At 39.3% G+C, this 24,217-nt stretch carries 26 protein-coding genes; 9 read left to right on the plus strand and 17 right to left on the minus strand.

Annotation, left to right across the window (positions count from 1 at the left end; all coding sequences use genetic code 11):
- The first annotated feature begins 155 nt into the window (after positions 1-155).
- Both AOR04_RS05610 and AOR04_RS05615 read left to right on the plus strand, forming a co-directional pair.
- Positions 156-560 carry a hypothetical protein gene (locus tag AOR04_RS05610; protein ID WP_096792740.1) on the plus strand — a complete coding sequence of 135 codons (405 nt, stop codon included), beginning with the start codon at positions 156-158 and terminating at the stop codon, positions 558-560.
- A 71-nt stretch (positions 561-631) separates the two neighbouring features.
- Positions 632-871: a hypothetical protein gene (locus AOR04_RS05615; protein WP_096792741.1), complete on the plus strand. Its 240-nt coding sequence runs from the start codon at positions 632-634 to the stop codon at positions 869-871.
- 103 nt (positions 872-974) lie between these two features.
- On the opposite strand, the gene lipA is transcribed toward AOR04_RS05615, so the two are convergent.
- The 13 genes from lipA to leuS all read right to left on the minus strand — a co-directional run bounded on the left by lipA (position 975) and on the right by leuS (position 13,747).
- Complete coding sequence (gene lipA, locus AOR04_RS05620) at positions 975-1,940, minus strand: lipoyl synthase (RefSeq protein ID WP_002958515.1); 966 nt, start codon at positions 1,938-1,940, stop codon at positions 975-977.
- On the minus strand, positions 1,937-2,590 hold the full coding sequence (gene lipB, locus AOR04_RS05625; protein ID WP_096792742.1) for a lipoyl(octanoyl) transferase LipB: 654 nt from the start codon (positions 2,588-2,590) through the stop codon (positions 1,937-1,939). Before lipB ends, lipA begins: the two co-directional genes overlap by 4 nt.
- Before the next feature lie 19 nt (positions 2,591-2,609).
- On the minus strand, positions 2,610-2,888 hold the full coding sequence (gene ybeD, locus AOR04_RS05630) for a DUF493 family protein YbeD (protein WP_002958517.1): 279 nt from the start codon (positions 2,886-2,888) through the stop codon (positions 2,610-2,612).
- Positions 2,889-3,122: 234 nt separating this feature from the next.
- Entirely contained in the window at positions 3,123-4,283 is a 1,161-nt protein-coding gene (locus AOR04_RS05635; RefSeq protein ID WP_007378250.1) for a serine hydrolase, read from the minus strand.
- Positions 4,284-4,336: 53 nt separating this feature from the next.
- Complete coding sequence (locus tag AOR04_RS05640) at positions 4,337-5,098, minus strand: septal ring lytic transglycosylase RlpA family protein (RefSeq protein ID WP_096792743.1); 762 nt, start codon at positions 5,096-5,098, stop codon at positions 4,337-4,339.
- Entirely contained in the window at positions 5,098-6,204 is a 1,107-nt protein-coding gene (gene rodA, locus AOR04_RS05645) for a rod shape-determining protein RodA (RefSeq protein ID WP_033015254.1), read from the minus strand. Before rodA ends, AOR04_RS05640 begins: the two co-directional genes overlap by 1 nt.
- The gene (gene mrdA / locus AOR04_RS05650; protein ID WP_033028520.1) at positions 6,204-8,081 is read right to left on the minus strand and encodes a penicillin-binding protein 2; all 1,878 of its coding nucleotides are present in this window, start codon (positions 8,079-8,081) and stop codon (positions 6,204-6,206) included. The genes rodA and mrdA overlap by 1 nt, the downstream gene beginning before the upstream one ends.
- A 9-nt stretch (positions 8,082-8,090) precedes the next feature.
- Complete coding sequence (gene rlmH, locus AOR04_RS05655; RefSeq protein WP_002958522.1) at positions 8,091-8,561, minus strand: 23S rRNA (pseudouridine(1915)-N(3))-methyltransferase RlmH; 471 nt, start codon at positions 8,559-8,561, stop codon at positions 8,091-8,093.
- Between the two features lie 37 nt (positions 8,562-8,598).
- A complete protein-coding gene (gene rsfS / locus AOR04_RS05660) occupies positions 8,599-8,916 on the minus strand; it encodes a ribosome silencing factor (protein ID WP_007378254.1) in 318 nt (105 codons plus the stop codon).
- A 55-nt stretch (positions 8,917-8,971) separates the two neighbouring features.
- Positions 8,972-9,607 (minus strand): nicotinate-nucleotide adenylyltransferase, encoded by a 636-nt coding sequence (gene nadD / locus AOR04_RS05665; RefSeq protein ID WP_096792744.1) that lies wholly within the window; start codon positions 9,605-9,607, stop codon positions 8,972-8,974.
- 21 nt (positions 9,608-9,628) lie between these two features.
- Positions 9,629-10,666, minus strand: a complete 1,038-nt coding sequence (gene holA / locus AOR04_RS05670) for a DNA polymerase III subunit delta (protein WP_007378256.1) — start codon at positions 10,664-10,666, stop codon at positions 9,629-9,631.
- Positions 10,666-11,157, minus strand: a complete 492-nt coding sequence (locus tag AOR04_RS05675; RefSeq protein ID WP_033028517.1) for an LPS-assembly lipoprotein LptE — start codon at positions 11,155-11,157, stop codon at positions 10,666-10,668. The genes holA and AOR04_RS05675 overlap by 1 nt, the downstream gene beginning before the upstream one ends.
- 1 nt (position 11,158) lies before the next feature.
- Positions 11,159-13,747 carry a leucine--tRNA ligase gene (gene leuS, locus AOR04_RS05680; RefSeq protein WP_096792745.1) on the minus strand — a complete coding sequence of 863 codons (2,589 nt, stop codon included), beginning with the start codon at positions 13,745-13,747 and terminating at the stop codon, positions 11,159-11,161.
- Between the two features lie 196 nt (positions 13,748-13,943).
- Between leuS and AOR04_RS05685 the strand changes: the two genes are divergently transcribed.
- From AOR04_RS05685 to AOR04_RS05700, 4 genes are all read left to right on the plus strand, one after another.
- Positions 13,944-14,402: a zinc ribbon-containing protein gene (locus AOR04_RS05685; RefSeq protein WP_007378259.1), complete on the plus strand. Its 459-nt coding sequence runs from the start codon at positions 13,944-13,946 to the stop codon at positions 14,400-14,402.
- 77 nt (positions 14,403-14,479) lie between these two features.
- A complete protein-coding gene (locus AOR04_RS05690; RefSeq protein WP_007378260.1) occupies positions 14,480-16,903 on the plus strand; it encodes a Lon protease family protein in 2,424 nt (807 codons plus the stop codon).
- A gap of 2 nt (positions 16,904-16,905) precedes the next feature.
- Positions 16,906-17,379: an FKBP-type peptidyl-prolyl cis-trans isomerase gene (locus AOR04_RS05695; RefSeq protein ID WP_096792746.1), complete on the plus strand. Its 474-nt coding sequence runs from the start codon at positions 16,906-16,908 to the stop codon at positions 17,377-17,379.
- 144 nt (positions 17,380-17,523) lie between these two features.
- The gene (locus AOR04_RS05700; RefSeq protein ID WP_096792747.1) at positions 17,524-18,051 is read left to right on the plus strand and encodes a hypothetical protein; all 528 of its coding nucleotides are present in this window, start codon (positions 17,524-17,526) and stop codon (positions 18,049-18,051) included.
- A 21-nt stretch (positions 18,052-18,072) separates the two neighbouring features.
- On the opposite strand, the gene AOR04_RS05705 is transcribed toward AOR04_RS05700, so the two are convergent.
- Positions 18,073-18,597 (minus strand): CIA30 family protein, encoded by a 525-nt coding sequence (locus tag AOR04_RS05705; protein WP_096792748.1) that lies wholly within the window; start codon positions 18,595-18,597, stop codon positions 18,073-18,075.
- A gap of 193 nt (positions 18,598-18,790) precedes the next feature.
- Between AOR04_RS05705 and AOR04_RS05710 the strand changes: the two genes are divergently transcribed.
- On the plus strand, positions 18,791-19,378 hold the full coding sequence (locus AOR04_RS05710) for a LysE family translocator (protein ID WP_096792749.1): 588 nt from the start codon (positions 18,791-18,793) through the stop codon (positions 19,376-19,378).
- A gap of 12 nt (positions 19,379-19,390) precedes the next feature.
- Here AOR04_RS05710 and AOR04_RS05715 read toward each other — a convergent pair whose 3' ends face one another.
- Positions 19,391-20,218, minus strand: a complete 828-nt coding sequence (locus AOR04_RS05715) for an AraC family transcriptional regulator (protein WP_008134662.1) — start codon at positions 20,216-20,218, stop codon at positions 19,391-19,393.
- A 154-nt stretch (positions 20,219-20,372) separates the two neighbouring features.
- Between AOR04_RS05715 and AOR04_RS05720 the strand changes: the two genes are divergently transcribed.
- Entirely contained in the window at positions 20,373-21,746 is a 1,374-nt protein-coding gene (locus AOR04_RS05720) for an MATE family efflux transporter (RefSeq protein ID WP_232525516.1), read from the plus strand.
- A gap of 65 nt (positions 21,747-21,811) precedes the next feature.
- Here the strand turns inward: AOR04_RS05720 and AOR04_RS05725 are convergent, their stop codons facing one another.
- Complete coding sequence (locus AOR04_RS05725) at positions 21,812-22,360, minus strand: hypothetical protein (RefSeq protein WP_096792751.1); 549 nt, start codon at positions 22,358-22,360, stop codon at positions 21,812-21,814.
- Between the two features lie 17 nt (positions 22,361-22,377).
- Positions 22,378-22,953 (minus strand): hypothetical protein, encoded by a 576-nt coding sequence (locus AOR04_RS05730; protein WP_008134668.1) that lies wholly within the window; start codon positions 22,951-22,953, stop codon positions 22,378-22,380.
- A 235-nt stretch (positions 22,954-23,188) separates the two neighbouring features.
- Here AOR04_RS05730 and AOR04_RS05735 point away from each other — a divergent pair, with 235 nt between their 5' ends.
- Positions 23,189-24,199, plus strand: coding sequence for an RDD family protein (locus tag AOR04_RS05735; protein ID WP_096792752.1), 1,011 nt, complete (start codon positions 23,189-23,191; stop codon positions 24,197-24,199).
- Positions 24,200-24,217 lie beyond the last annotated feature (18 nt).

Below are 24,217 nucleotides of genomic sequence, written 5' to 3' on the forward strand. Positions count from 1 at the left end.
AGTAGGGTGCCCATTAATATGTAGTAGTGATTAGAAAGGAGGAAAATATTCGGTAGTTTATTTTACCTAAATTACCAACACTGACCATACAAGCAACTAAAGTAAGAGAATAACCTGCCGATAACTTGTAATAAATAACGAACAAGGAAAATGATATGAAAGTTAATTCAAATGATACTAATCTAGCATCGCAGTTTATATCGAACGGTTCAGAAGTGAAAGTTAATAAACCTGTAAATGGTAAAGAAAAAATAAATAGTGAAATGGAGCGACTAGCTAAGGACATATATCATAAAGAACAACCCAAAGAGCCTGAAGCGACCTATGATAAGCCAATGAATATATCAACAAATAATGTTGTATCAACAAGGGAAGCAGAAGAAAAAGCGTTAAATAATATTCGAATCGCTACTGTCAATCTTTATATGCCGGGTGGTGAAGTTTCCAACTCTGTTGAAAAAATGTTTACTCAGTATGACAATATTATGGCTGAAATAGCGGCCGAAAAACCATCATTAGCGAATAAAGACTGGGGGGTATCAATCAATCAGGTGAGCTAGAAGTTACAGGTTCCATTAATGATAAAGAGAAAAGTCTTATATCTGAAAAATTAAATGACAACGGGGATTTTGTGGCCGCAGCTAACGAGTTTAAATCGAGCTTTCTAGAGCACATTGACTTGGGAGTTAGGGGGTGGTCAAGTTACGACGTAAACGAAGGTAATTTCTCAAAAACATTTGATTTAAAAGAAATTCTGGATAATTCACAAGGAGGAGAAAGCTTTAAACAGGCTTGGAATAAGGACTTTAGTTGGCTTGAGTTAAACGATAATATCTCATCTCAACTTAGAAGAAATGCAATTAAAAATTAAAATGATTCAATTATTCTTATTACTTATGGGTAATAAACTACAACAAAAAAAGCCGTTAATGACTATTGTTCACTAACGGCTTGCCTTAATTTATAACAACGACTTATTTCACTTCTTTACCAGCTGCTTGTTGATCAGCATGGTAGCTTGAACGTACAAACGGACCAGAAGCCGCGTGAGTAAAGCCAATTTCGTCTGCATACGCTTTTAAGCCGTCAAACTCTACTGGTGGCACGTAGCGTTTAACCGGTAAGTGATGCTTAGAAGGTTGTAGGTATTGGCCTACAGTTAGCATGTCAACGTTGTGTGCACGTAAATCGCGAAGTACTTCTTCAATTTCGCTAATTTCTTCACCTAAACCAACCATTAAGCCTGATTTAGTTTTTACTTCTGGATGAGCTTCTTTAAAGCGACGAAGTAACTCTAATGACCATTTGTAGTCAGCACCTGGGCGAGCTAGTTTGTACAAACGTGGCGCAGTTTCAAGATTGTGGTTAAACACATCTGGTGGCGTCTCGATTAGTATCTCTAGTGCGCGGTCCATACGACCACGAAAATCAGGTACTAAAATTTCGATAGTGATAGTTGGATTATGTTTACGAATCTCGCGAATACAATCTGCAAAATGCTGTGCACCACCATCACGTAAATCATCACGGTCAACCGAAGTGATTACAACGTAGCTTAGCTTCATATCTTTAATAGTAAGTGCTAGCTTTTCAGGTTCAGTGGCATCAGGTTTTAATGGGCGACCATGAGCAACATCACAAAATGGGCAACGACGAGTACAAATAGCACCTAAAATCATAAAGGTAGCTGTACCGTGGTTAAAACATTCAGATAGGTTAGGGCACGAAGCTTCTTCACATACCGAGTGTAAGCCATGCTTACGTAGTGCTTTTTTAATACCGTCAATACGATCGGTTGATTTAGGTAAGCGAATTTTTAACCATTCTGGCTTACGCAACATTTCAGTTTTTTCTGTAGGTAAAACTTTTACTGGGATCAACGCCATTTTTTCTGCGTCGCGTAGTTTTACACCTGGTTCCATTTTGACTGGTTTATTCATTCGTTTTCAAACCCTTCAGTATGCTTAACCTGTGTTGCATTAAGCTTATTGATCATGTGTTTTACCAATCCTTCACCCGCACTTTCTAGGTTTTGAGGACCATCTAATTCTTTAGTTTGCACCATATTCATGCCCGCATAACCGCATGGGTTAATGCGTAAAAATGGACTTAGGTCCATGTTAACATTTAATGCTAAGCCATGAAACGAGCAGCCACGACGAACCCTTAACCCAAGGGATGCAATTTTGCTGTCGTTAACGTATACACCTGGTGCATCAGCTTTAGCATAAGCTTCAATACCATACTCGGCGAGTGATTCAATAATGCACTCTTCAAGCCACGTAACCAGTTCACGTACACCAATCTTTAAACGACGTAGATTAAATAATACATACATCATTTGCTGGCCAGGGCCGTGGTAAGTTACTTGCCCGCCACGGTCAACTTTAATCACCTCAATGTCGCCAGGAGCTAGTAAGTGTTCGTCCTTACCAGCCTGACCTTGGGTGAATACACTCTCGTGCTCTACAAGCCAAATTTCATCTGGCGTATTTTCATCACGGGTGTCGGTAAAGTCCTGCATTTTTTGCCAAATAGGCATATAACGCTGACGACCCAGTTGGCGTACGATCAAAGTGTTTTCGTTCACAACAAATCTCAACTATGGATTAAAGCATGTGGCGTACGTCATCAATATTGCTGATCACGTTGTAAATTTCTTCAATGTGTTTGCCACTAGTAACTGTTGCTACAAGGCTTACTGACTCGTAATTACCTTTGCTGCTTGGTTTTACTTTAGGGGCATAATCGCCAGGTGCTATTGGTTGTAACTTAGCTAAAATTTGATCAGTTAAGTTTACGTTAGCTAAACCCATTATTCTGAATGTAAATGGGCAAGGGTACTCTAAGTACTCATCAAATTTTGTATCTTTAACAGGTTGAACCACGACGGTGACTCCTCAAACAAATAAAGTATTGGCTCTGAGCAAAATGCTAGGCGCTAAACTGAAAGGGTTATGACAATCTTGAGCTAATGCTGCTTTTTTGGAGTGCCAAAAATAACAACTCAATATGATTGCTTTATATGGGGCGTATTCTAGCATTTTTCAAGCAAAAAAAAACGCCTCATAATAGAGGCGTCTCGTTTAACTTTCACAATAGCTGTGAGTTTATTTTTACGTCTACATTATTTGTAAACGTAAGTAGTCATAAATCTTACTAAAGAAGCTGCCTTCTTCCACTTCTTCAAGTGTTACTAGTGGGTATTGAGCAATGTCTTCACCCTCTAATTGTAAGAATAACGTACCTACTTTAGTGCCTTTAGCGAGTGGTGCTTCAAGCGTGTTATCTAGCTCAAAGTTAGCTTTAAGGTTTTTATGTTGACCACGTGGAATAGTAATTGGTGTATCTTCTAAAATACCTAAAGATACATTTTCTTTGTTACCCATCCAAATACGTTGCTCAGCAAAGCTATCGCCGGCCTTGTACGGAGTAATTGTTTCATAGAAACGAAAACCGTAGTTAAGTAGTTTTTTATTTTCCACTTTACGAGCACGTTCGCTTGAAGTGCCCATTACAACGGCAATTAAACGCATACCATTTTTAGTTGCTGAAGTGACTAAACTGTAGCCAGCTTCCGAGGTGTGGCCTGTTTTTATACCGTCTACGTCTAAGCTTTCATCCCATAATAGTGAGTTACGGTTATATTGCTTAATACCGTTATAAGTAAACGACTTTTGTTTATAAAGTGCGTATTCATCCGGTACGTCACGAATAAGTGCTGCGCCTAAGGTTGCCATATCGCGTGGAGTAGTATAATGCTCATTCGTATCAAGGCCGTGGCTATTGATAAAATGGCTGTTACTCATACCTAATTTAGTAGCATGTGCATTCATTAAATCAGCAAATGCGCTTTCACTTCCAGCAATATGTTCAGCCATTGCAACACAGGCATCATTACCAGATTGAATAATAATGCCGTGGTTAAGCTGATCAACACTAATTTGCTTACCTACTTCAATAAACATCTTAGACGATTCAGGGAAGTTTTTAGCCCATGCTTTTTCACTCACAGTTACCATATCTGTTGGTGCAATATTGCCGGCTTTAATTTCAGTACCAATTACATAACTGGTCATCATCTTAGTTAAGCTTGCTGGAGCTAGCTGCGTATCAGCTTCACCTTGGGCAATTACTTTACCTGTTGTAAAGTCTACTAAAAAATAACCTTTTGCATTAACTTGAGGTGGTGCCGGGATAATTTGGGCGCTGGCTGAAAATACGGCGGCTGTACAAACTAAGCCGCATACACCTTTGAGGATTTTATGTTTAATAGATTTCATCATACTCATTAATGGTTAAAGTTAAAGATTCGCGTTACGCCATTTTAAAGGTCTTACTGAGTGTAAAGCAAGAACGCGTTTTGAAATTGATTTTGTTTTAATTTTTTTAATACTTCGTCTGCATGAGGGGTATCTTTTATTGGCCCTAAATGCAGTCTGTAAATATCGTCTTTTTGCACGATATTTGTTGGTAATTTGTATTGCTCTCGCAATGTGCTGGCAAGCGCTTCAATATTAGCAAGTGTACTACCTGCAGCTACCTGAATATAGGTTTGACGGGCAGATGCACCCGCAAGCGTAACGGCTTCTAGCTTAACCCTTGCTGTACCATGGGTGTAATAGCCTAGTTTGTAAGCGGCAGCGTACGAAAGATCAATTATTCTATCGTCATGAAATGGGCCGCGGTCGTTCACGCGCACGATTACTGATTTACCGTTCGCTGTATTGGTTACTTTAACAAAGCTAGGTAACGGCAGTGTTTTGTGCGCAGCAGTCATGGCAAACATATCGTAGGTTTCACCATTAGAGGTGTGATAACCATGAAATTTACGACCATACCAAGAGGCAATGCCTTCCTCAGAGTAGCCTGACTCATCAAGCATTGGCGAATAACTTTTACCAAGCACTGTATATGGACGACTTGCACTGGCGCTTTTAGTAACATCAGTGATTATTGCGTCTTGCATTTCAAGTGCAGTTGGGGCTCTAAGTGGTGCTGAATCATGGCGCATATGGTAGCGGTTACTTGAACTACTACATGCACTTAAGGTGAGTATTAAAAAAACAGTTATTAGAACACGCAAAGTGAATTTCATTATTTTAAAAGCATCCTTTTATCTGTCGCTATTGACATAATAATGCCAAAGCCAGCCATGAGCGTCACCATCGATGTTCCTCCATAACTGATTAGAGGCAAAGGAACTCCTACAACAGGCAATAACCCTGATACCATACCTATGTTTACAAATACATAAACAAAAAATGTCAGAGTGAGTGCACCTGCCAGTAATTTACCAAATGCATCTTGCGCATTAACGGCAATGTACAAGCCTCGGCCAATAATAAATAAGTACAGGCTAAGTAAAACACATACGCCGAATAAGCCAAACTCTTCGCTTAAAACCGAAAATATAAAATCAGTATGACGCTCAGGTAAAAATTCTAATTGCGATTGTGTACCAAGCAGCCAGCCTTTGCCTTCAACACCACCAGAGCCTATTGCTATTTTTGACTGAATAATATGGTAACCGGAACCAAGCGGATCGCTTTCGGGGTCTAAAAAAGTAAGTACACGTTGTTTTTGGTAGTCGTGCATACCATAGTGCCAAAATGGCCATGCAGCAAGCGCAACAACAGAACTTAAAAAGCCGATTAAGCGCCAGCTTAAACCGGATAAAAACAACACAAATATACCCGAACTCGCAATAAGTATAGACGTACCTAAATCTGGCTGTTCTTTAATTAATAATGTCGGAAGCATTACAATCATAAAGCCAATAATTAAATGCAGTGGGCGAGGTGGTAAGTGGTTTCTGCCTATGTACCAAGCCACCATCATTGGGACGGCTAGCTTCATTAGTTCTGATGGTTGAAAGCGAGTGATCCCCAAGTTTAACCAGCGTTGAGCGCCTTTTGAGCTGACCCCAAATAAAAGTACACCCACCAGCATGAGTAAGCCAACACAGTAAAGTGGGATAACTAAACGTTTAAGTGTTGCTGGAGAAAATTGGGCTAGAATAATCATGCCTATAACGGCTCCGCCCATGCGAGTCATATGGCGGATCATCATTGCTGTATCTTGCCCGCTTGCACTATATACAACGGTAATACTGCCAATCATCATGATAAGCAAAGCGATGAGTAATGGTAGGTCTAGATGCATTCGCATCCATATGGATCGTTTATCGTGTAAAATGGTCATTATTTTATATTCCCTGCAAGTTCAACAGGATTAGCTGCAAAATAGTAGTCCATTAATTGACGAGCAATTGGCGCACCTACCGAGCTTCCGCCCCCAGTGTTTTCTACAACGATAGAGAGCACAATTTGTGGGTTGTTATAAGGTGCAAAACCAACATAAATGGCGTTATCACGCTGACGCTCTTTTAATGATTTAGCGTCGTAACGTTCGCCTTGGGCAATGCTAACTACTTGCGCAGTACCTGTTTTACCCGCCGGATCGTAGCTTACACCTTTAAAAGCTTTGTGTGCGGTACCTGTTACTTTTTTTACCGTGTTATGCATTGCATCAATTGCAATGCGCCAGTTATCAGGGTTTTTAAGTATTACCGGCGGTTTTTCATCACCGTTAATTTGCGTTACTTGATCTTCTTTTTTTGCAACTTGAGCTAAATGCGGTGGATGATTAATCCCTTTATTAACAAGAATATTCGTTGCGTTAGCAATTTGAATCGGGGTTGCCGTCCAATAGCCTTGTCCAATACCTACAGAAATAGTATCACCTCGCCACCATGATTCTTTAAAGCGGCCTTCTTTCCATTCTTTTGAAGGTAAAATTGCAGTGGTTTCTTCATGAATATCAATACCGGATAAATCACCAAAGCCAAATCGCGCCATAAAATCGCTTATTTTAGTAATACCTAAGCGATAAGCTGCATCATAAAAATAAGTATCGCACGACTCTTCAATCGCTTTATATACATCAACATGGCCATGACCCCAGCGTTTCCAATCGCGCCATTTATGTTCCACATTTGGTATTTCAAAAAAGCCAGGATCCCAAATAGAAGTGCTTTCACTTACAATATTTTCTTCAAGGGCTAAAATTGCCATGTGAGGTTTAACAGTCGAAGCTGGCGCGTAACGACCTTGTGTTGCTCGGTTAATTAGCGGGCGATCTTGGTTAAGCAATGCTTTGTAGTTTTTGCTACTTATACCATGTACGAATAAATTTGGATCGTAGCTTGGATTTGAATAAAGTGCGAGTACGCCACCATCTTTTGCATCCATAACGACGATAGCGCCGCGCATATCCTTAAGCGCATGTTGTGCTATTTGCTGTAGCCCAATATCAAGCGTAAGTACAATATCACTACCAGGCTTAGGTTGGATCATACTGAGTGTGCGAATAACGCGGCCGCGATTATTTACTTCTACGCGCTGGGAGCCTACTTCACCGTGTAATAATTGTTCATAATATTTTTCTATGCCTAATTTTCCAATATCGTATGTGGCTCGATAATTGGTTGCTTGACCTTCTTGATCTAGTTTATTAAGTTCTTTTTTATTAAGCTTTGCCACATAACCGAGTGCATGGGTTAGGGTATCGCCAAAGGGGTAGTAGCGGGCTAGGCGTGCTTCAATACTAAAGCCTGGGAATTTATGTTGATTTACAGAAAACTTAGCGACTTCAGTTTCGTTTAAGCGTGCTTTAAGAATTTGCGATTTGAAACGCCGAGTGTGTTTAATATCTTTTAAAAAATCTTCTTTCTCTTGCTCACTAATAGTAATTATTTTACTGACTTGATCGAGCGATTCGGTTAAATCGTTTACATCTTCGGGAATGACTTCAAGATTGTAAACTGGTTTGTTTTCAGCAAGGAGTACACCATTACGGTCGTAAATTAAACCACGGTTGGGTGCAATAGGAATAACTTTAATACGGTTGTCATTAGAGCGGGTTTGGTAATCTTGATGGTTCTCTACTTGAATTTTATATAGGTTTGACAGCAAAATAGCCACCATAGCTAATACAAAAACAAAACCCACAAATGCTCGCCTAGCAAATAAATTTGCTTCTGCGGAGTGGTCACGAATAGTGGGTCTATGTTTTAGCATGGCAAGGCATTACTCGCGATGATAAGGATGGTTGTTATTTAAGCTCCAGCCTCTGTAAAGGCTCTCTGCAACAATAATACGCACCAAGGGGTGCGGCAATGTTAAATTAGATAACGACCATTTTTGCTCAGACGCTGCAATGCACTCTGGAGCAAGCCCTTCAGGTCCGCCAATAAGTAAACTTACATCACGACCATCGAGTTGCCATTTTTCCATATTTTTAGCAAGTTGGTGAGTATCCAGTGCTTTCCCTGTTACCTCTAACGTTACAATACGATTGCCTTTTGGAATAGCCGCTAATGTTTTTTCACCTTCAATGTGTAAAATGCGCTTTATGTCTGCGTTTTTGCCACGTTTACCGGCAGGGATTTCAATTAACTCAAGGGCCATATCTTTAGGGAAACGGCGCTGATATTCTGCAAATCCCGTTTCTACCCATGCTGGCATTTTTGTACCAACAGCAATCATTTGTATTTTCACGTATTACTTCCAAGCATTGTCTAAAATGAGTGCGTGTTTAGCCCCATAGTTTTTCTAGATCGTAATAGCTACGTGCTTCGTTTTGCATCACGTGTACAACTACATCACCTAAATCAACCAGTGCCCATTCGCCATCGCCTTCACCTTCATAACCTAATGGTTCTGAATCTGCGTGACGCGCTTCTTTTGCTAAGTGATCGGCAATTGACTGCACGTGACGTTTAGAAGTACCAGAACAAATTACCATGTAATCTGTAATATCTGATGTCTTTGTTACGTCAATATGAACGATGTCACGTGCTTTCATATCGTCAATTTTATCCATTGCAAAGGCGAGTAGTTGTTTTGAATCCAAGGTTTTGTCTCAATTTAAAAATTTAATGGCGCGCATTTTAACACGCTAGGCGTTTTTAAGCATCAATTTGATAGAGCTGATGCTGTTCTATGTAATGACTCACTGCAGCGGGTAATAGTTCATTCTTTTTATTGCTTTTTTTCAGTTGTTCGCGAATTGTACTCGAAGCAGCATCGAGCATTTTACCCGGTAAAAAATAAAGTTTACCAGCAAGTGAGTGCTCAAGTAAGGTTGCTTCGTCTACATTCGCATCTTGCATATAGCCTTTTAGTTCACCACTTGCAGTACAATGTTGAGCAGGGCGCTGATATACCACAATATGACAAAGCTGCGTAATTGCCTTCCACTCAAACCATTTATCGAGATTGTTAAATGAGTCCATACCAATTAAAAATAAGATAGGTGTAGTAGGGTGCTCTTTACGAAGTTCTTGCAAGCTAAGTAACGAATACGATGGGCCGGCTCGGTTAAGTTCTCTTAAATCGAGTTTAAAATGAGGGTAGGGCACAATAGCCGCGTTTAGCATATTAATACGGTGCTGCGTACTAATACCAGGCGCTGCTTTATGCGCCGGTAATGCACAAGGCATAAAATAAAGCGTGTTTAAATTAAACGCATTAACACATTGCTGCGCCATATTTATATGGCCTAAATGGACAGGGTCGAAAGTGCCACCAAAAATTGCGATCATTTAACACCTATTAGCTATTTATTAATTAACCGCGTGGCACGGCATAGGAATGTTGAGCGGCTGGCAAAATTTAATACAAATATGAGCAAGCGCTTGGTAAGGGGCAATTAAATTACCTTGCTTATAACTGGCATCAAACAAAGCTACATCACTATTTATTTGTTCAAGTGTGTGTATGTTTAAGCGGTTAATTGCGTTTTGAACTGGCCCTTGCTGGTTTTTCCAAATAGCATTTTGTTTAAATAAATTAGCGATTGGTTCGCCATTTAATAAACCAAGTTGCACATTTATTAGCGTATTAAGCTCTTTGGTTATAGCCCATAAAATACTCACCACTTCGGTGTTATCGCTGGCAAGTTTGTTTAATACTTTTATAGCTTGTTTAGCGTGGCCATTTAATAGTGCATCGCTTAAATCAAAAATATCAAACTTGGCTTGGTTTAACAGCCCTTGCATTACTAATTGCTGAGTAATTAATGCATTGCCGTGCAGTAGTGAGAGCTTTTCAAGCTCTTGGAAGCACGCTAATAAGTTACCTTCTGTGGCATTTATTAAACTCAGTTTGGCATCGTTTTGCATGTTGAGCGATAAGCGTTGGCACTGTTCATCAAGCCATCGTTTTACATGCGTGCCGGTAAGCGGGTAGCAAGGTACAAATACGCCTTGCTTATCAAGGGCTTTAAACCATGCACCGCGTTGTACTTCTTGGCTGGCTTTAGCGCCTTTAACAATTAAAATAGTATCTGGATTAACCAGCTCAATTACTTTTTTAAAGGTGTTGCTGCCAATAACGCCTGGTTTTTGTTGGTTTAAATCAAGCTCAATAATAGTGCGCGCGCTAAATAGTGACATGCTTTGATATTGAGCTATGATTTCTTGCCAATCGAATCCTTGCATTAAAGTAAACTTAATTACTTCGTCAAAGCCTTGTGCTTTAGCACTGTCGCGAATTTGTTGTACGCACTGTGCTTCTTGAAAAGGCTCTTCCCCAAACACTAAATAAAAGGGCTTTAGCCCTTTATTTAATTCACTCGGTAGTTGATTAGCATAACAGCGCATTATAGTTGCGACAGCTCTCTAACAATACGACGACTGGCTTGCTCACGGATCTCGCTAATGAGTAGCTCAAGCTCTTTTGCTTTAGCTAGCGCATGATCTGGATCGTCTTGGTAATTACGGTAAAGCTCAAAGCGCTTTTCAATGGCTTTTTCGCCAGGGCGTTTAACTACATACGATACGCCATAAGCGAGTTCGTATTCAGCTACTTGACCATTTTGAAATAACGATAGTGTTTGACGTTCAATACTTTCTTTATACAAATATAATTGGGCTTTATCTTTAGCTGCTGATATTAGCTCTACATTACTCGCTCTTAGCTCGTTTTTAAGGCTTTCAAATAAGGCTGACTTTTCATCATCACCTACAAGAGTTAGCTGTTTTAGGTTATCAGGCATGCTAGAGGCTTTTTTTAGATGAAACCCGCAGCTAGTTATCAAAAAACAGACTAGCACTAAGGCTAGTCCGTTTTTAATGGCGTTAAATGCAGCCATATTAGTTAGCTACCACGTTAAGTAGCTTGCCTGGTACGTAAATGATTTTACGAATGGTTGAGCCATCAGTAAATTTAGTTACATTAGATTCTGCAAACGCAAGGGTTTCTACTTGCTCTTGCGTTGCATCAGCTGCAACGGTTAACTTAGCGCGGAGCTTGCCGTTTACTTGTACGATGATTAGTTTTTCATCTTCAACAAGTGCCGACTCATCAACTTTTGGCCATGCAGCATCCAAAATCTCACCTTCTTTACCTAACTCTTTCCAAAGCTCGTGCGATAAATGTGGCGTAATAGGTGCAAGCATAATAATAAGCGCTTCTAATGCTTCGTTTGCAATTGCTATATCTTGGGTATCTATTAAAGGTGCTTTTAATAATTTATTAGAAAGCTCCATAATAGCTGCAATGGCGGTATTAAAGGTTTGACGACGTTCAACATCATCAGTCACTTTAGCAATCGCTTTGTGTAAGTCGCGACGTAATACTTTTTGTGGGTTTGTTAGCGCTGATTTATCAAGTGCTTGGTAACCTACTGTTTTAACGTCTACCGCGTATTTCCATACACGTTTTAAGAAGCGATGCGCGCCTTCAACACCTGAGTCTGACCATTCAAGCGTTTGCTCTGGTGGTGCTGTAAACATCATGAATAAACGCACAGTATCTGCACCATATTGGGCAATTACATGTTGCGGGTCTATACCGTTGTTTTTAGACTTGGACATTTTGCTCATGCCTGATGAGAAAACTGGCTCACCGTCCTCTTTATGCCATGCTTTAGTCACGCGGCCTTTATCGTCGGTTTCAGTGTTTACATCACTTGGCGAGATCCAAATATCGCCGCCTTTTTCATCTTTACGATAAAATGTTTCAGCAAGCACCATACCTTGACAAAGTAAGCGGTCAAACGGCTCGTCTGAATTAACTAAACCAAAGTCACGTAATAATTTATGGAAAAAGCGCGAGTACAATAAATGTAAAATAGCGTGCTCAATACCACCAATGTATTGGTTTACTGGCAACCAGTAGTTAGCAGCCGCGGGATCTAGCATGCCTTCGTTGTAGCGTGGGCTACAGTAGCGTGCGTAGTACCAAGAAGACTCCATAAAGGTGTCAAACGTATCCGTTTCGTGAAACGCAGGTGCGCCATTAACTGTTGTTTTAGCCCACTCTGGGTCTGCTTTAAGTGGTGAAGTTACACCGTTCATTACCACATCTTCAGGTAAGCGAACGGGTAGCATATCTTCTGTTGCTGCAAGCTCTTTACCATCTTCGTCGCTAAGCATTGGGATTGGTGAACCCCAATAACGTTGACGGCTCACACCCCAGTCACGCAGGCGGAAGTTTACTTTGCGCTCACCAACACCGAGAGCTTCTAATTTATCCGCAATGGCTTTAAAACCAGCGTCAAAATCAAGGCCGTTAAACTCACCTGAATTTACAAGTACGCCTTTATCAGTAAACGCTGATTCTTTAAGGTTTACTTCAAGGTCTGAACCTTCAACCGGTGCAATGACTTGTTTTATATCAAGACCGTAAGCGGTTGCAAACTCAAAGTCGCGTTGATCGTGTGCAGGTACTGCCATTACAGCGCCTGAGCCGTAATGCATTAATACAAAGTTAGCAACCCAAATTGGTACTTGCTCGCCCGTTAATGGGTGAGTGGCGTAAAAGCCTGTTGCAATGCCTTTTTTCTCCATTGTTGCCATGTCTGCTTCGGCAACTTTGGTGTTTTTGCATTCTTCAACAAACATTGCAATAGCATCGCTATTTTTAGCCGCTTCTTGCGCAATAGGGTGACCACCGGCAACAGCAACATACGTAACACCCATAAAGGTATCTGGACGAGTTGTGTATACGCTAAATGTTTCGTCGTTATCGGTGCGTTTAAATTCAATATCACAGCCTTCAGAGCGGCCAATCCAGTTGCGCTGCATTGTTTTAACTTGCTCTGGCCAATCTTCCAACTGATCTAAGTCGTCTAGTAGCTCTTGTGCATAATCAGTAATTTTAATAAACCACTGTGGAATTTCTTTTTGCTCAACCACAGCGCCTGAACGCCAACCGCGACCGTCAATAACTTGCTCGTTAGCTAATACTGTTTGATCCACTGGATCCCAGTTAACTGTCGACATTTTTTTATACACTAGGCCTTTTTCGTAAAGCTTAGTGAAAAACCACTGCTCCCACTTGTAGTATTCTGGATGACACGTCGCAATTTCGCGATCCCAGTCATAACCAAAACCTAATTGTTTAAGCTGTGTACGCATGTAATCAATGTTTTCGTATGTCCACTTAGCTGGTGCTGTTTTGTTTTTAATAGCGGCGTTTTCTGCAGGTAAACCAAACGCATCCCAACCCATAGGTTGCATTACGTTTTTGCCTTGCAGGCGCTGGAAACGAGAAACAACATCACCGATGGTGTAGTTACGTACATGACCCATATGCAGTCGACCACTCGGATAAGGAAACATAGAAAGGCAGTAATACTTTTCTTTATTCTCATCTTCAGTGACTTTAAATACCTGGTTTTCTTCCCAGTAGCTTTGTACTTTTGACTCTATATCTTGCGGGTTATATTGCTCTTGCATCTATGGTTCCAGACTTCTTGCAAACTAATAAAAAATTGCCGTTAGGATACCCCAAATAAAACACTATTCACAGCGTCAAAAACATGCTTTTATTAAATTGTAACTTTCAGTGCAGGTTAACCTGCTTTTTTATAATGTAGTTAGCTAAATACATAAGTTACAGACTGATTTAACAGCAATTTTGAAGGAGTAAAAAATGACTGATTACAAAGCATGGCTTAGCAGTTTTACTAGTTGGCTAAAAGATGTAAAAGATCATGGTGTAAAAGATGTAGTTACTGGGTTTGTTGAATCTGAGCAAGCAATCAAAGATTTAAGTCAAGAAAGGTATGAACTTTATAAAAGTTACTTAAAGCATGATATTGAACACATTATTGAGCACGAAGCTTATTACAATTCGCTTGCATGGCAAGAACTTAAAGAATCTTTATGGTTTGAACTCTCGCACATAGAAGATAAAACACAACTAGAGTGGCAATCTTTAAGCCAAGATTTTAAGCACAATGGGGTGTATCACGCAGGCGAATGGATAGCCATGGGCACATTAGTATGTAAGAATTGCAACCATAGCCACGACATTTATCACGCAACGCAAATAATACCTTGCACGCAATGTGATGGAATCTACTTTAGTCGTAAGGCGCTGAACCCTTAAATATTGGTATTAGGTGGCTGCGTGCCACTTAATACGCCCAAAAGCCAGTGAATATGCTGGTAAACAAAGAAGTTAGAATGACGAAAAAATTGCTGCCACTATCTGTTTCAAAGCTCGCACCGAGTATTTCTAGTAATCATGTACATACATGCATGAGTAACCCGTACCCAGAGCAACTTACTTTTATAGGCCAACAACGTGCCCAAAGTGCGCTCGACTTTTCATTAGGTATGGATTTACCTGGCTATAATGTTTATGTAATGGGCGAAGCGGCTCATGGACGTTATACGCTAGTCAAAGATAAACTTAAGCAACACGCAAAAGACAGAGCAACGCCTAATGAATGGTTGTACGTAAATAATTACGCCGATCACCGTGAGCCTATCGCACTTTTTATGCAAGCAGGGCAAAGTAAGCAACTTAGCGACGACATAGACTCATTCTTAGATGAAGTGCTCGACACTTTTCCAGCGGCATTTGATAATCCAGCGTACCAACGCAAGAAAAAATCAATCGATCGCGAGTTTAACGACGCTTACGACAGCGCAATTACCGCAGTTGAAATCGCAGCACTTGAGCAAAGTGTTGCTCTAGTAGAAGAAAAAAGCTCAGTGGGTTTTGCACCACTTGTTGATGGAAAACAATTGAGCGACAGTGAATTTGGTGAGCTTGAAGAAACATTGCGCGAAGAGTTTTTTGAAAAAATCGAAAAGCTAGAAGATGCATTAATAGAAGCGTTAATAGAGCTACCACGGTGGAAACGCGAATCAAAAGAAAAACTTCGTAATCTTAAAAAATCGACCGCAGAGCAAGCCACTAAACCACTTTTAAAAGACTTAGAACATAAGTACGCGACACACATTGGCGTACTGCGTTATTTAAAAGATATTCGCGTTGAAATTATCGACGCGGTACTTGAATGGCTAGATGACGAAGACGAAAGCGAAGAAAGCAAAGAAGACTTTGACCGCAAAGGTATGCTTACCGACTTTTTTGCACCTAACATTTTAGTTGAATTTAAAGAAGACGACGCAGCGCCAGTCGTTTATGAGCCAAACCCAACCTTTGGTAATATATTTGGTAAAATTGAATACGCTACATCCCAAGGTACATTGATTACGAGTTATCGCTCAATTCAGCCCGGTGCATTGCATCGTGCCAATGGTGGTTACTTAATAATGGATGCCGAAAAAATAATGGCTAATCCACAAGTGTGGGATGGTTTAAAGCTGTGTTTAAAAACACATCAAATAAAAAATGATTTACCCTATCAAGACAGCACAGTCGGGACAAGTTTTACGCTTCGCCCGCAACTTATTCCACTTGATGTGAAGATTATTTTATTGGGCTCGCGCGAGTTGTACTACACCATAGGTGAATACGACGAAGAATTTGCTGAGCTATTTAGAGTACTTGCCGATTTTGATTACTACTTACCAAGTAGCGATAAATTACAGTACCAGTTTATTACCAAAGTGACTGAGTATTGCGAGCAAACATTAAAATGCACCGCTACAGAGGCTGCTATGGTACGGTTACTTAAATTTAGTTACCGCCAAGCTGAGCATCATAATAAACTCTCGGCGCGCTTTGCTGATGTGCTTGAATTAGTTGCTGAAGCGAGTTATTACGCGAAACAAGATAACTTAACGGTTATTGATGCATACCATATTGACGAAGCCATTGAAGGCAAACAATATCGTACCGGTCAGATCAGCGAAAACATGCTTAGCGATATAAAAGAAGGCCATACACTTATTGCAACCGATGGCCAAGCTATAGGTAAAGTAAATGGTTTAACAGTACTACACATTGGCGATACCTCGTTTGGTACACCTGCGCGTATTACGGCAACTGTTTATGCAGGAGCCGATGGCGTAATAGACGTTGAACGCGAAGCCGAACTAGGTAAAGCTATCCACTCAAAAGGCGTGATGTTGCTTACCGGCTATTTAGGCAATAAGTACGCACAGCAGTTTAGCTTAACGCTTAGTGCTAATATTGCCATAGAGCAAAGTTATGGTTACATAGATGGCGATAGTGCATCTTTAGCAGAGCTTTGTGCGCTTATTTCATCTATTACAAGCCTCCCTATTAGCCAATCTATCGCGCTGACAGGCTCTATTAACCAACATGGTGATGTACAAGCTATTGGTGGCGTAAACGAAAAAATAGAAGGCTTTTTTAAACTGTGTAAAATGCGTGGTTTAACCGGTTCGCAAGGCGTTATTATTCCTAAATCAAACCAAGTTAACTTAGTACTTGATGACGAGATCCTCAACGCGGTAGAGGCGGGTAAATTTAATATTTACGCAGTTGAAACCGTAGATCAAGCGCTTAACTTATTAATGGATATAGAAGCAGGCGATATTATTGATGACCAGTATCCAGAAAACTCAGTAAACGGTATTGCGCTTGCGCGTCTAAAAGAGATTGCCGACATTGTAAATGGCGATAATGACGACGAAAAAGACGAAGAACTAGATAACGAAAAAGGTTAATAATGATCAATATAATTTTGGCGGTGGTTATCGCCATTTTTTGTTTTTTAATATTTAAAAATAGTAAAAAAGCAAAACAACAAGCAGGCGTAAATGCGCAAATAGGGGCAGATTACTTAGCCGCTAATTCAAAAGTAGAAGGTATAGTAGAAACAGCTTCTGGCTTGCAGTACAAAGTAATGCATAAAGGTGAGAGTGAAAACACACCAAGCTCAACAAGTATGGTTAACGTGCATTATCATGGCACGCTAATCGACGGCACAGTGTTTGACAGCTCAGTAGAGCGTAAAACACCGATTAGTTTTGGTTTGCACCAAGTGATTAAAGGTTGGACCGAAGGCCTACAGTTGATGAGCCCAGGCGATAAATACACGTTTTATGTACCGCATCAATTAGCGTATGGCGAAAAACGTGTAGGCAGTATTCCACCTGCCTCAGTACTTATTTTTGAAGTAGAGTTACTGGCAATTGAATAGTAATTTTATTTGAAGTAATAAACTACTAAGCCCTACTTTAATAAAGTGGGGCTTTTTGTTTTTAGCTAACAATAAAATTTACTCAAGGATTTTAATACGAGGTCGATACCTATAAAAGAGGCAAGCTATTTTAGGGACAAAATAATGAAGATTTCAGCGGCTCCCATTCCATACCAAGTACATAGCTCAAATACTCAACCTTTAGCGCAATCAGATAAACTAGCTGTTGAAAAAGGAAGTGAGGAAGAGAATGAGGAAGAGCCAAAATATGTGTTATCAAAGTTTTTAGATACCAAAGCGCAAAAATACAGTGAAGATAACGCAACATTTGGCGATCAGTATAAAAATCTCGAAAAAGTATATAAACACTTCACTGGGCGAGTTATTGCGTTGCAAGAGCAAATTAATAAACTTAAACAAAGCCCCGTACAACGTAGTTTAACTATAAATACTTCTGTAAGTGAGCTAGATGAAAGTGATGCGAGTTTAACTTTAGACGCTGAGCACCTAGGTTCTAAAAAATATAAAAACACGCAACAGCAAGAGCAAATAGATATGTTAGAGCTGCAATTAGGGGAGTTAAAATCAGAGCAAGCGGCAATAAAGCAACAAATGGTTGAGCTGGTTATTAGTGAAATGAAAAGGCGGGGCGATCACGACTATACTGTATAGCGCCACTAACATGCTGGTGGGTTAGCTTTTAAATTCGATTTTACTCACTTCAAGTTTAAATTTACCTTCTTGCTTGCCTGCAATCATAAAGCCTAGCTGTTTTATATCATCAAAATCAATAATAGGCTGTTGCTCAAGCACTCGTCCGCGATACGTTAAAGTAAAATCACTCGGGGTAAAGTCGATTTCTACCCATTCGCTTTTTATTGTTTTAAATGAGTGGATGTACGCTGCGCCATCAAGGTAAGTAGTTGTTCTGAGCCTAAGCTGATAGATTTGCCCATCGCCTTTAACACGCAGCGCTATAGTTTTTGAGTTTTGACCTTGCGTGTCAATTTCGGTACGTATTGATGCAAAACCGCCGTTATTATCAAGCGAAACATTGCCTGTAAACAGCAAGCTATCTTGTGTTTTTGTTACTTGGCTATTAGATACGCCGCCCATTACAGAGTCGCTAATAACATACCATTGCTGATTTGCATTGGCCTCGCTTGTCGCTAAGACTAAGTTAAATACAAACAGTGACGAAAGCTGTTTAGTGGTCATGGTCGATCCTAATGAATTAACACTTTATTGATACGACTAAAAATATTAATAGTTCACAATGCTGAAAATCAAAAACTAGTATTGATATGCGCGAAATAACTTACTTTTATTTGATTAAGTCAATTTTGTTCAATACCAGCCTCTATTTAATGTAGATACTCACCATCAGTTTGAATTAATTAGAAAGTGAACCATGACTTTATCTTTAATTATGTCAATGTCGTTATTTGCATTAGCTGCGTCTTTATCGCCAGGGCCAGTTAATTTAGTTTCATTGAGCAGCGCACGGTATGGGCTAAGAAATGGCTTAATATTTATAACCGGTGCAACACTTGGGTTTATTTTTTTGTTTTTAGTTATTGGATGGGGTTTAAACTATCTTCTTGATAAATTGCAATGGATCACTGAAGTATTGCAATGGGCTGGTATTACTTTTTTACTTTATTTAAGTTATCAATTATTTGTAGATAATGGTGAATTAAACTCAGACAGTAATAAAAGTTCACCTACCTTTATTACTGGGGTAATCATGCAATGGCTAAACCCAAAAGCATGGTTAGCATCACTATCGGGAATTGCGACTTACATCCCTAATGCAGAGCTATTTGAAGTGTTTACGTTTGCCAGTGTGTATTTACCAATTTGCTGGTTGTCGCTGAGCGTGTGGGTATGGATAGGTATAGTGCTAGGGCAGTACTTTCAAAGTCCTGCAAAAATACGTTTTATGAATAAAGCATTGGCAGTGTTACTTGCCGGGAGTTGCTTTCTTATTATAAGTTAATGTGTTTTTATTCTAAATACAGCGTCGATATTGTGCTGGTGTTGCAGCAACCCGCTGTTTAAATACACGTTGAAAATGAGCTTGATCACTAAATCCTGCATTTTGAGCCACCGTTGAAATGGCATCGCCTTGCTTAAGCGCTTGTTGACTTAGTTGTATACGCAGATTTATCCGATAAGCATGTGGACTCATATTGAAGTGGCGTTTAAATGTACGTATCAAGTAGCTAGTATTAAAGCCAAATTTTTTGCTAATAACCTTAATTGGTTCGTCATCCTGACAATAAAGGGCGAGGTAGTTTGCAACTTTATACAGCCTATTAGGAGGTAGGCACGTATTTTCTTTAATATCAGTGCTATCGATGTATTCAAATAACGTAATCAAATACTGGCTAAGTAAAGACTCTTTTTCTAAAGAAGACAGCTTATTCGACATAAGGTTTCGGCAAACTAAAACAAACTGCTGGTAAAATACAGGGGTTGTTAATGTATCAGGTTGGCTATTACACCAGTGGTTACTTGCCCTTATATTAAACTTAACAAGCAATTGAGCTAACCAACTTTTATCTACATGCATCATATAATAAGCCCAGGGCGAGTTTTGGTTGGGGTTGCATGCGTGTACAGCATCGGGGTTCATTAGCACTAAAGTGCCTTTATCTATTTGGTAAAGTTTGTCTTCACAAATAAATTCACTTTGGCCCTCTAAAATAGCACCAATTGACCACTGAGCATGAGAATGGGCGGCGTAAGTTACTTTTCGACCATCCAAAACTTGCCTTAGTTCTACATAAGGTAGGGCGTTATCTCGCCAAAAAAGAGGGTATGTTGAAGGAATCATAATGAATCTTTTAATGAAGACTTACCGCCAGTATAGCAAAGTTGTAGTATGAAATTCACGCTATATAAAACACCTTTCCATAACTATTAAAAGTATGCTTAATTGCACGCAACTTGTTATGATAACTATTCTTATTAATGGTTAAGATAATAATATGCATGATCTAACTCGTGGCTCCATACCGAAGCATTTAATCAAAATGGCTATTCCTATGATGATAGGAATGATAATTCAAACATTGTATTTTTTAGTTGATTTATATTTTGTAGGTAATTTAGGTGGAAATGCTTTAGCAGGACTCAGCTTAGCGGGTAATGCAATGTTTTTAATTTTTGCACTCACGCAAATTCTTAATGTGGGAACAACCGCGTTGATTTCTCATGCAGCGGGTCGAAAAGATGCCAAAGATGCAAATGCAGTGTTTAATCAAAGTATGATGCTGGCTAGCTTAATGGCCTTGGTTGTCATGTTTTTAGGTTATTTAGGGTCTGATACATACTTAACTAGCATTTCAACAGACCTTGCAACAATTGAAGCGGGACAACGTTATTTGCATTGGTTTTTGCCGGGTATGGCATTGCAGTTTCCTTTAGTTGCAGTTAGTGCTGCGTTAAGAGGAGCCGGTATTGTTAAGCCAACTATGTTGATTCAAACCTTGTCTATTATCGTCAATATTATTTTATCTCCTATTTTAATTATAGGTTGGGGAACTGACTTTCCAATGGGTATAGCCGGAGCTGGGTTGGCAAGTACTATTTCGGTAGTTGTTGCGGTAGTAATGCTATGCGTATACTTTGTTAAGGCTGAAAAGTTCGTTACCTTTAAAGTCAGTTTATGGCGCGTAGATAGCGCTATTATAAAGCGCTTATTAGGGATTGGATTACCCGCAGGAGGTGAATTCTTTTTAATGTTTGCATATATGGGGTTAATTTATTGGTTAATTCAACATTTTGGACCTGAAGCCCAAGCTGGCTTTGGTTTAGGTTCTCGCATAATGCAGTCATTGTTTTTACCTGCAATGGCAATTGCGTTTGCTGCACCAGCCGTCGCGGGTCAAAATTTTGGTGCAAAGCAATTTGACCGTGTCCGAGAAACCTTTTTTTGGTCAGCCCTAATGACATGTAGTTTAATGGCAGTGTTAAGCGTAGTTTGCTTTTTTATTCCAGAATTACTAGTGCAAGGGTTCTCTGATGATCAAAATGTTATTTTAGTTGCAGCTACATTTTTACAAATTATTTGTATTAACTTTATTCCTACGGGCATAGTGTTTACGTGTTCGGGGCTATTTCAGTCTCTCGGTAACACACTCCCTTCACTTTATAGTACTACACTGCGGATTATTTTATTTGTTTTACCAGCTCTTTTATTAAGCCAAATGGATGGCTTTAATTTAACGCAATTGTGGTATTTATCGGCAAGCACAGTTGTTGTTCAGGCAGTTATTAGTTTTATGTTATTACGCAGAGAGTTTAGGTATCGCTTACCTAAAAGTGAGCCTATTGATGAGCGCTTAGTAATTTTAAAGTAAATAAATTTATGTAATATAAAAAAGGAGCTGTATGAAATCATAAAGCTCCTTTTTAGTTTATTTATTTACTTTATTGAAGCTATAAATTCTTCATCAGCGTATAGATTCGTAAGCAATTTTTGAACTAATTCTACATAACTTCGCTGCCCGTTTGGTATTGCAATTGCTCCGAGAAAAGAAGAGTCGAAAGTGTGTTCGGCAGATATTACCTTATCAAATAAAGTAATATCGCCATCTGATACAGTAAATTTAACTTTTATAAACGCACTGCCTTCAGAGAAACCTGTTACATCAATGTCTTGCTCAATTACTTTTCCCGAGACTTGCTTTGTTGCAACGCCAGACCATAGTTTTGCTAGTTTTAATTCTTGTATCAAAGCGCTCTCAATATATTCACCATAGCTGTTGCCTACTGATGAAACAAGAGGTGAGCCTCGAAGCGATATCTTATTTAATTTTTTTTCAGATTCAATTTTTCCGACTGAGACTGGTGTATTAGACTCTTCTTTTAGTTTAGAAACGTTGCTGATATCTGCACTATAAGGTGGAACTTGAATGGTACATGCACTTAAAAATAAAGCCGCGATTAAACCCAGTGAACTTTTATATTTCATTTTATTTCGGTCCTTATTTATAAGTTTGATTGATCAAGCTCTATAACTAGTTTGTTGAATGCTTCTTCTGTTGCACGTTTTGCAGATAAAGAAAAATCATTTTTAAACTCATCAAATTCAGCTTTGCCAAAACCTTTAACTTCACTATTCCATGCTATATCGCCATTGTTATTTAAAGTTTTACAGTTTAGCGTGAAAGTAAATTCTGTAGGAGGCCATGTGAATAAGCTATCTGAGCTAGATTCCGTTGTTATTGTCGGTATGAATACATACTCAATTTTTTTATCTTTTAAAAATGCACTATTAGTTAATGATTCAAGCTTATAAACGTTTTCAAATTTATTAGAAAGCACAGTATACAGCGCTGCTTCTGTGTCTTTATAAGGTTTGTAACTAACATTATCGCCACCACCACCAGGTGTTTTTACTTGCTTTTTTATATCATCTTCAGAAATATAATAACCTACAGCTGATGCTGATTTATTTTCTGTAACTTGAAGTTTTTCAGTGTCTGGATTTAAACTTATTTGGTGGGCACAGCCACTCAAAATAAGGACAGAAAACAAGAAAAACACGTTAGTTAATAACTTCAAAATATACTCCATGTATTTAATTTTAAGGATGAAAGAAATTCGAGCATTAATATATGTTCAATAGGTACATTTGTAAATGATGTTAACCTAAAGTTTGTAATTTGAGGATTATATTTCCTTTTATCCCATTGGCCGAGACGATACTTTTAGTAAATTGGGGTAAAAGTTAATGTTGAGCAAAAAATAAAAAACGCGTAAGTTAACCGGGTTACCTATTTTAATAACAAGAAAATAAATGAAAGCCAAAGAGATAGAACAATTAGAATTATCAAATTCTGAAACCCGAGAAGTTGTTACCCCCTACGCCTTTAAAATTGACAGTGCTTTACTGGGCTTGCCTTTAGCTACGCCAATTCGGCGTGCACTAGCGATTATTATTGATGTTGCACTGATATTTTTAGCGGCCAAGCTTAGCGCGGCTTTAATAGCATTTGTTGCTGCAATGGCTTTTTATAAAGGTACGGCACAGCAATACCTTCCAAAAATGTCGAATGTGTGGCGAAGAATCTTAAAAATAACGGCAGCAAGTATTTTATTTGTAAGCGCACTTACTGTGCTTTCAATTGGCATAGATTACCTAGAAGGCGATAACGCTGATCAAGGTTTAGCTGTTCAGGGCGTAAAAATACAAGATGAAATACAGCTTACCGCCACAGAAAAACAACGGGTAAATACTTATTTAGCGCAAACAGCCGATGACAGCTGTGAGCAACCTTGCCAACAAAACGCGCTTGATAATTTAATAGGGCAAGTTCCCAAATTAGCAGAAATGGATGACCTACAAAACCCACAACTTGCTACCGTACTTTTACAACTTTTAGTACTCAGTGAAAATAACGAAATAAAGCCTGCGCAGTTAATAGAAGAAAAACCTGCACAAACAACCACAACCAGTATTTTGCAGTGGAGCAAAGGCATTATTCAAGACTTAGGCTTAGGGTTTGGCTGGGCTGCTGTTTACTTTACGTTGTTCTCGTTACTTTGGCGCGGGCAAACACCGGGTAAAAAGGTTTGTAATATTCGTGTGGTTGCCTTAAGCGGCGAGCCATTAGGTTTATTAGATTGTTTTGGCCGGTACGGCGGCTACGGAGCAGGCTTTGCCACCGGGTTATTGGGATTTTTACAGATATATTGGGACCCAAACAGGCAAGCAATTCAAGATAAAATATCAGCGACTGTGGTTATTAAAGGTAACTTGAATCAAGTTGTGGATGTTGAAACAGTTATAGATGCAGTGAAAGAGTAAAAAAACTAACAAGATTAT

Source organism: Pseudoalteromonas sp. 1_2015MBL_MicDiv (assembly GCF_002407505.1).
Lineage (GTDB): Bacteria > Pseudomonadota > Gammaproteobacteria > Enterobacterales > Alteromonadaceae > Pseudoalteromonas > Pseudoalteromonas fuliginea.

What these genes read in the sequence shown, in the direction of transcription:
- AOR04_RS05610 (WP_096792740.1), top strand. Translation starts at nt 156, where the DNA reads ATGAAAGTTAATTCAAATGATACTAATCTAGCATCGCAGTTTATATCG.
- lipA (WP_002958515.1), bottom strand. Translation starts at nt 1,940, where the DNA reads ATGAATAAACCAGTCAAAATGGAACCAGGTGTAAAACTACGCGACGCA.
- AOR04_RS05635 (WP_007378250.1), bottom strand. Translation starts at nt 4,283, where the DNA reads ATGAAATCTATTAAACATAAAATCCTCAAAGGTGTATGCGGCTTAGTT.
- AOR04_RS05640 (WP_096792743.1), bottom strand. Translation starts at nt 5,098, where the DNA reads ATGAAATTCACTTTGCGTGTTCTAATAACTGTTTTTTTAATACTCACC.
- rodA (WP_033015254.1), bottom strand. Translation starts at nt 6,204, where the DNA reads ATGACCATTTTACACGATAAACGATCCATATGGATGCGAATGCATCTA.
- mrdA (WP_033028520.1), bottom strand. Translation starts at nt 8,081, where the DNA reads ATGCTAAAACATAGACCCACTATTCGTGACCACTCCGCAGAAGCAAAT.
- nadD (WP_096792744.1), bottom strand. Translation starts at nt 9,607, where the DNA reads ATGATCGCAATTTTTGGTGGCACTTTCGACCCTGTCCATTTAGGCCAT.
- holA (WP_007378256.1), bottom strand. Translation starts at nt 10,666, where the DNA reads ATGCGCTGTTATGCTAATCAACTACCGAGTGAATTAAATAAAGGGCTA.
- AOR04_RS05675 (WP_033028517.1), bottom strand. Translation starts at nt 11,157, where the DNA reads ATGGCTGCATTTAACGCCATTAAAAACGGACTAGCCTTAGTGCTAGTC.
- leuS (WP_096792745.1), bottom strand. Translation starts at nt 13,747, where the DNA reads ATGCAAGAGCAATATAACCCGCAAGATATAGAGTCAAAAGTACAAAGC.
- AOR04_RS05685 (WP_007378259.1), top strand. Translation starts at nt 13,944, where the DNA reads ATGACTGATTACAAAGCATGGCTTAGCAGTTTTACTAGTTGGCTAAAA.
- AOR04_RS05690 (WP_007378260.1), top strand. Translation starts at nt 14,480, where the DNA reads ATGACGAAAAAATTGCTGCCACTATCTGTTTCAAAGCTCGCACCGAGT.
- AOR04_RS05695 (WP_096792746.1), top strand. Translation starts at nt 16,906, where the DNA reads ATGATCAATATAATTTTGGCGGTGGTTATCGCCATTTTTTGTTTTTTA.
- AOR04_RS05700 (WP_096792747.1), top strand. Translation starts at nt 17,524, where the DNA reads ATGAAGATTTCAGCGGCTCCCATTCCATACCAAGTACATAGCTCAAAT.
- AOR04_RS05705 (WP_096792748.1), bottom strand. Translation starts at nt 18,597, where the DNA reads ATGACCACTAAACAGCTTTCGTCACTGTTTGTATTTAACTTAGTCTTA.
- AOR04_RS05710 (WP_096792749.1), top strand. Translation starts at nt 18,791, where the DNA reads ATGACTTTATCTTTAATTATGTCAATGTCGTTATTTGCATTAGCTGCG.
- AOR04_RS05715 (WP_008134662.1), bottom strand. Translation starts at nt 20,218, where the DNA reads ATGATTCCTTCAACATACCCTCTTTTTTGGCGAGATAACGCCCTACCT.
- AOR04_RS05720 (WP_232525516.1), top strand. Translation starts at nt 20,373, where the DNA reads ATGCATGATCTAACTCGTGGCTCCATACCGAAGCATTTAATCAAAATG.
- AOR04_RS05725 (WP_096792751.1), bottom strand. Translation starts at nt 22,360, where the DNA reads ATGAAATATAAAAGTTCACTGGGTTTAATCGCGGCTTTATTTTTAAGT.
- AOR04_RS05735 (WP_096792752.1), top strand. Translation starts at nt 23,189, where the DNA reads ATGAAAGCCAAAGAGATAGAACAATTAGAATTATCAAATTCTGAAACC.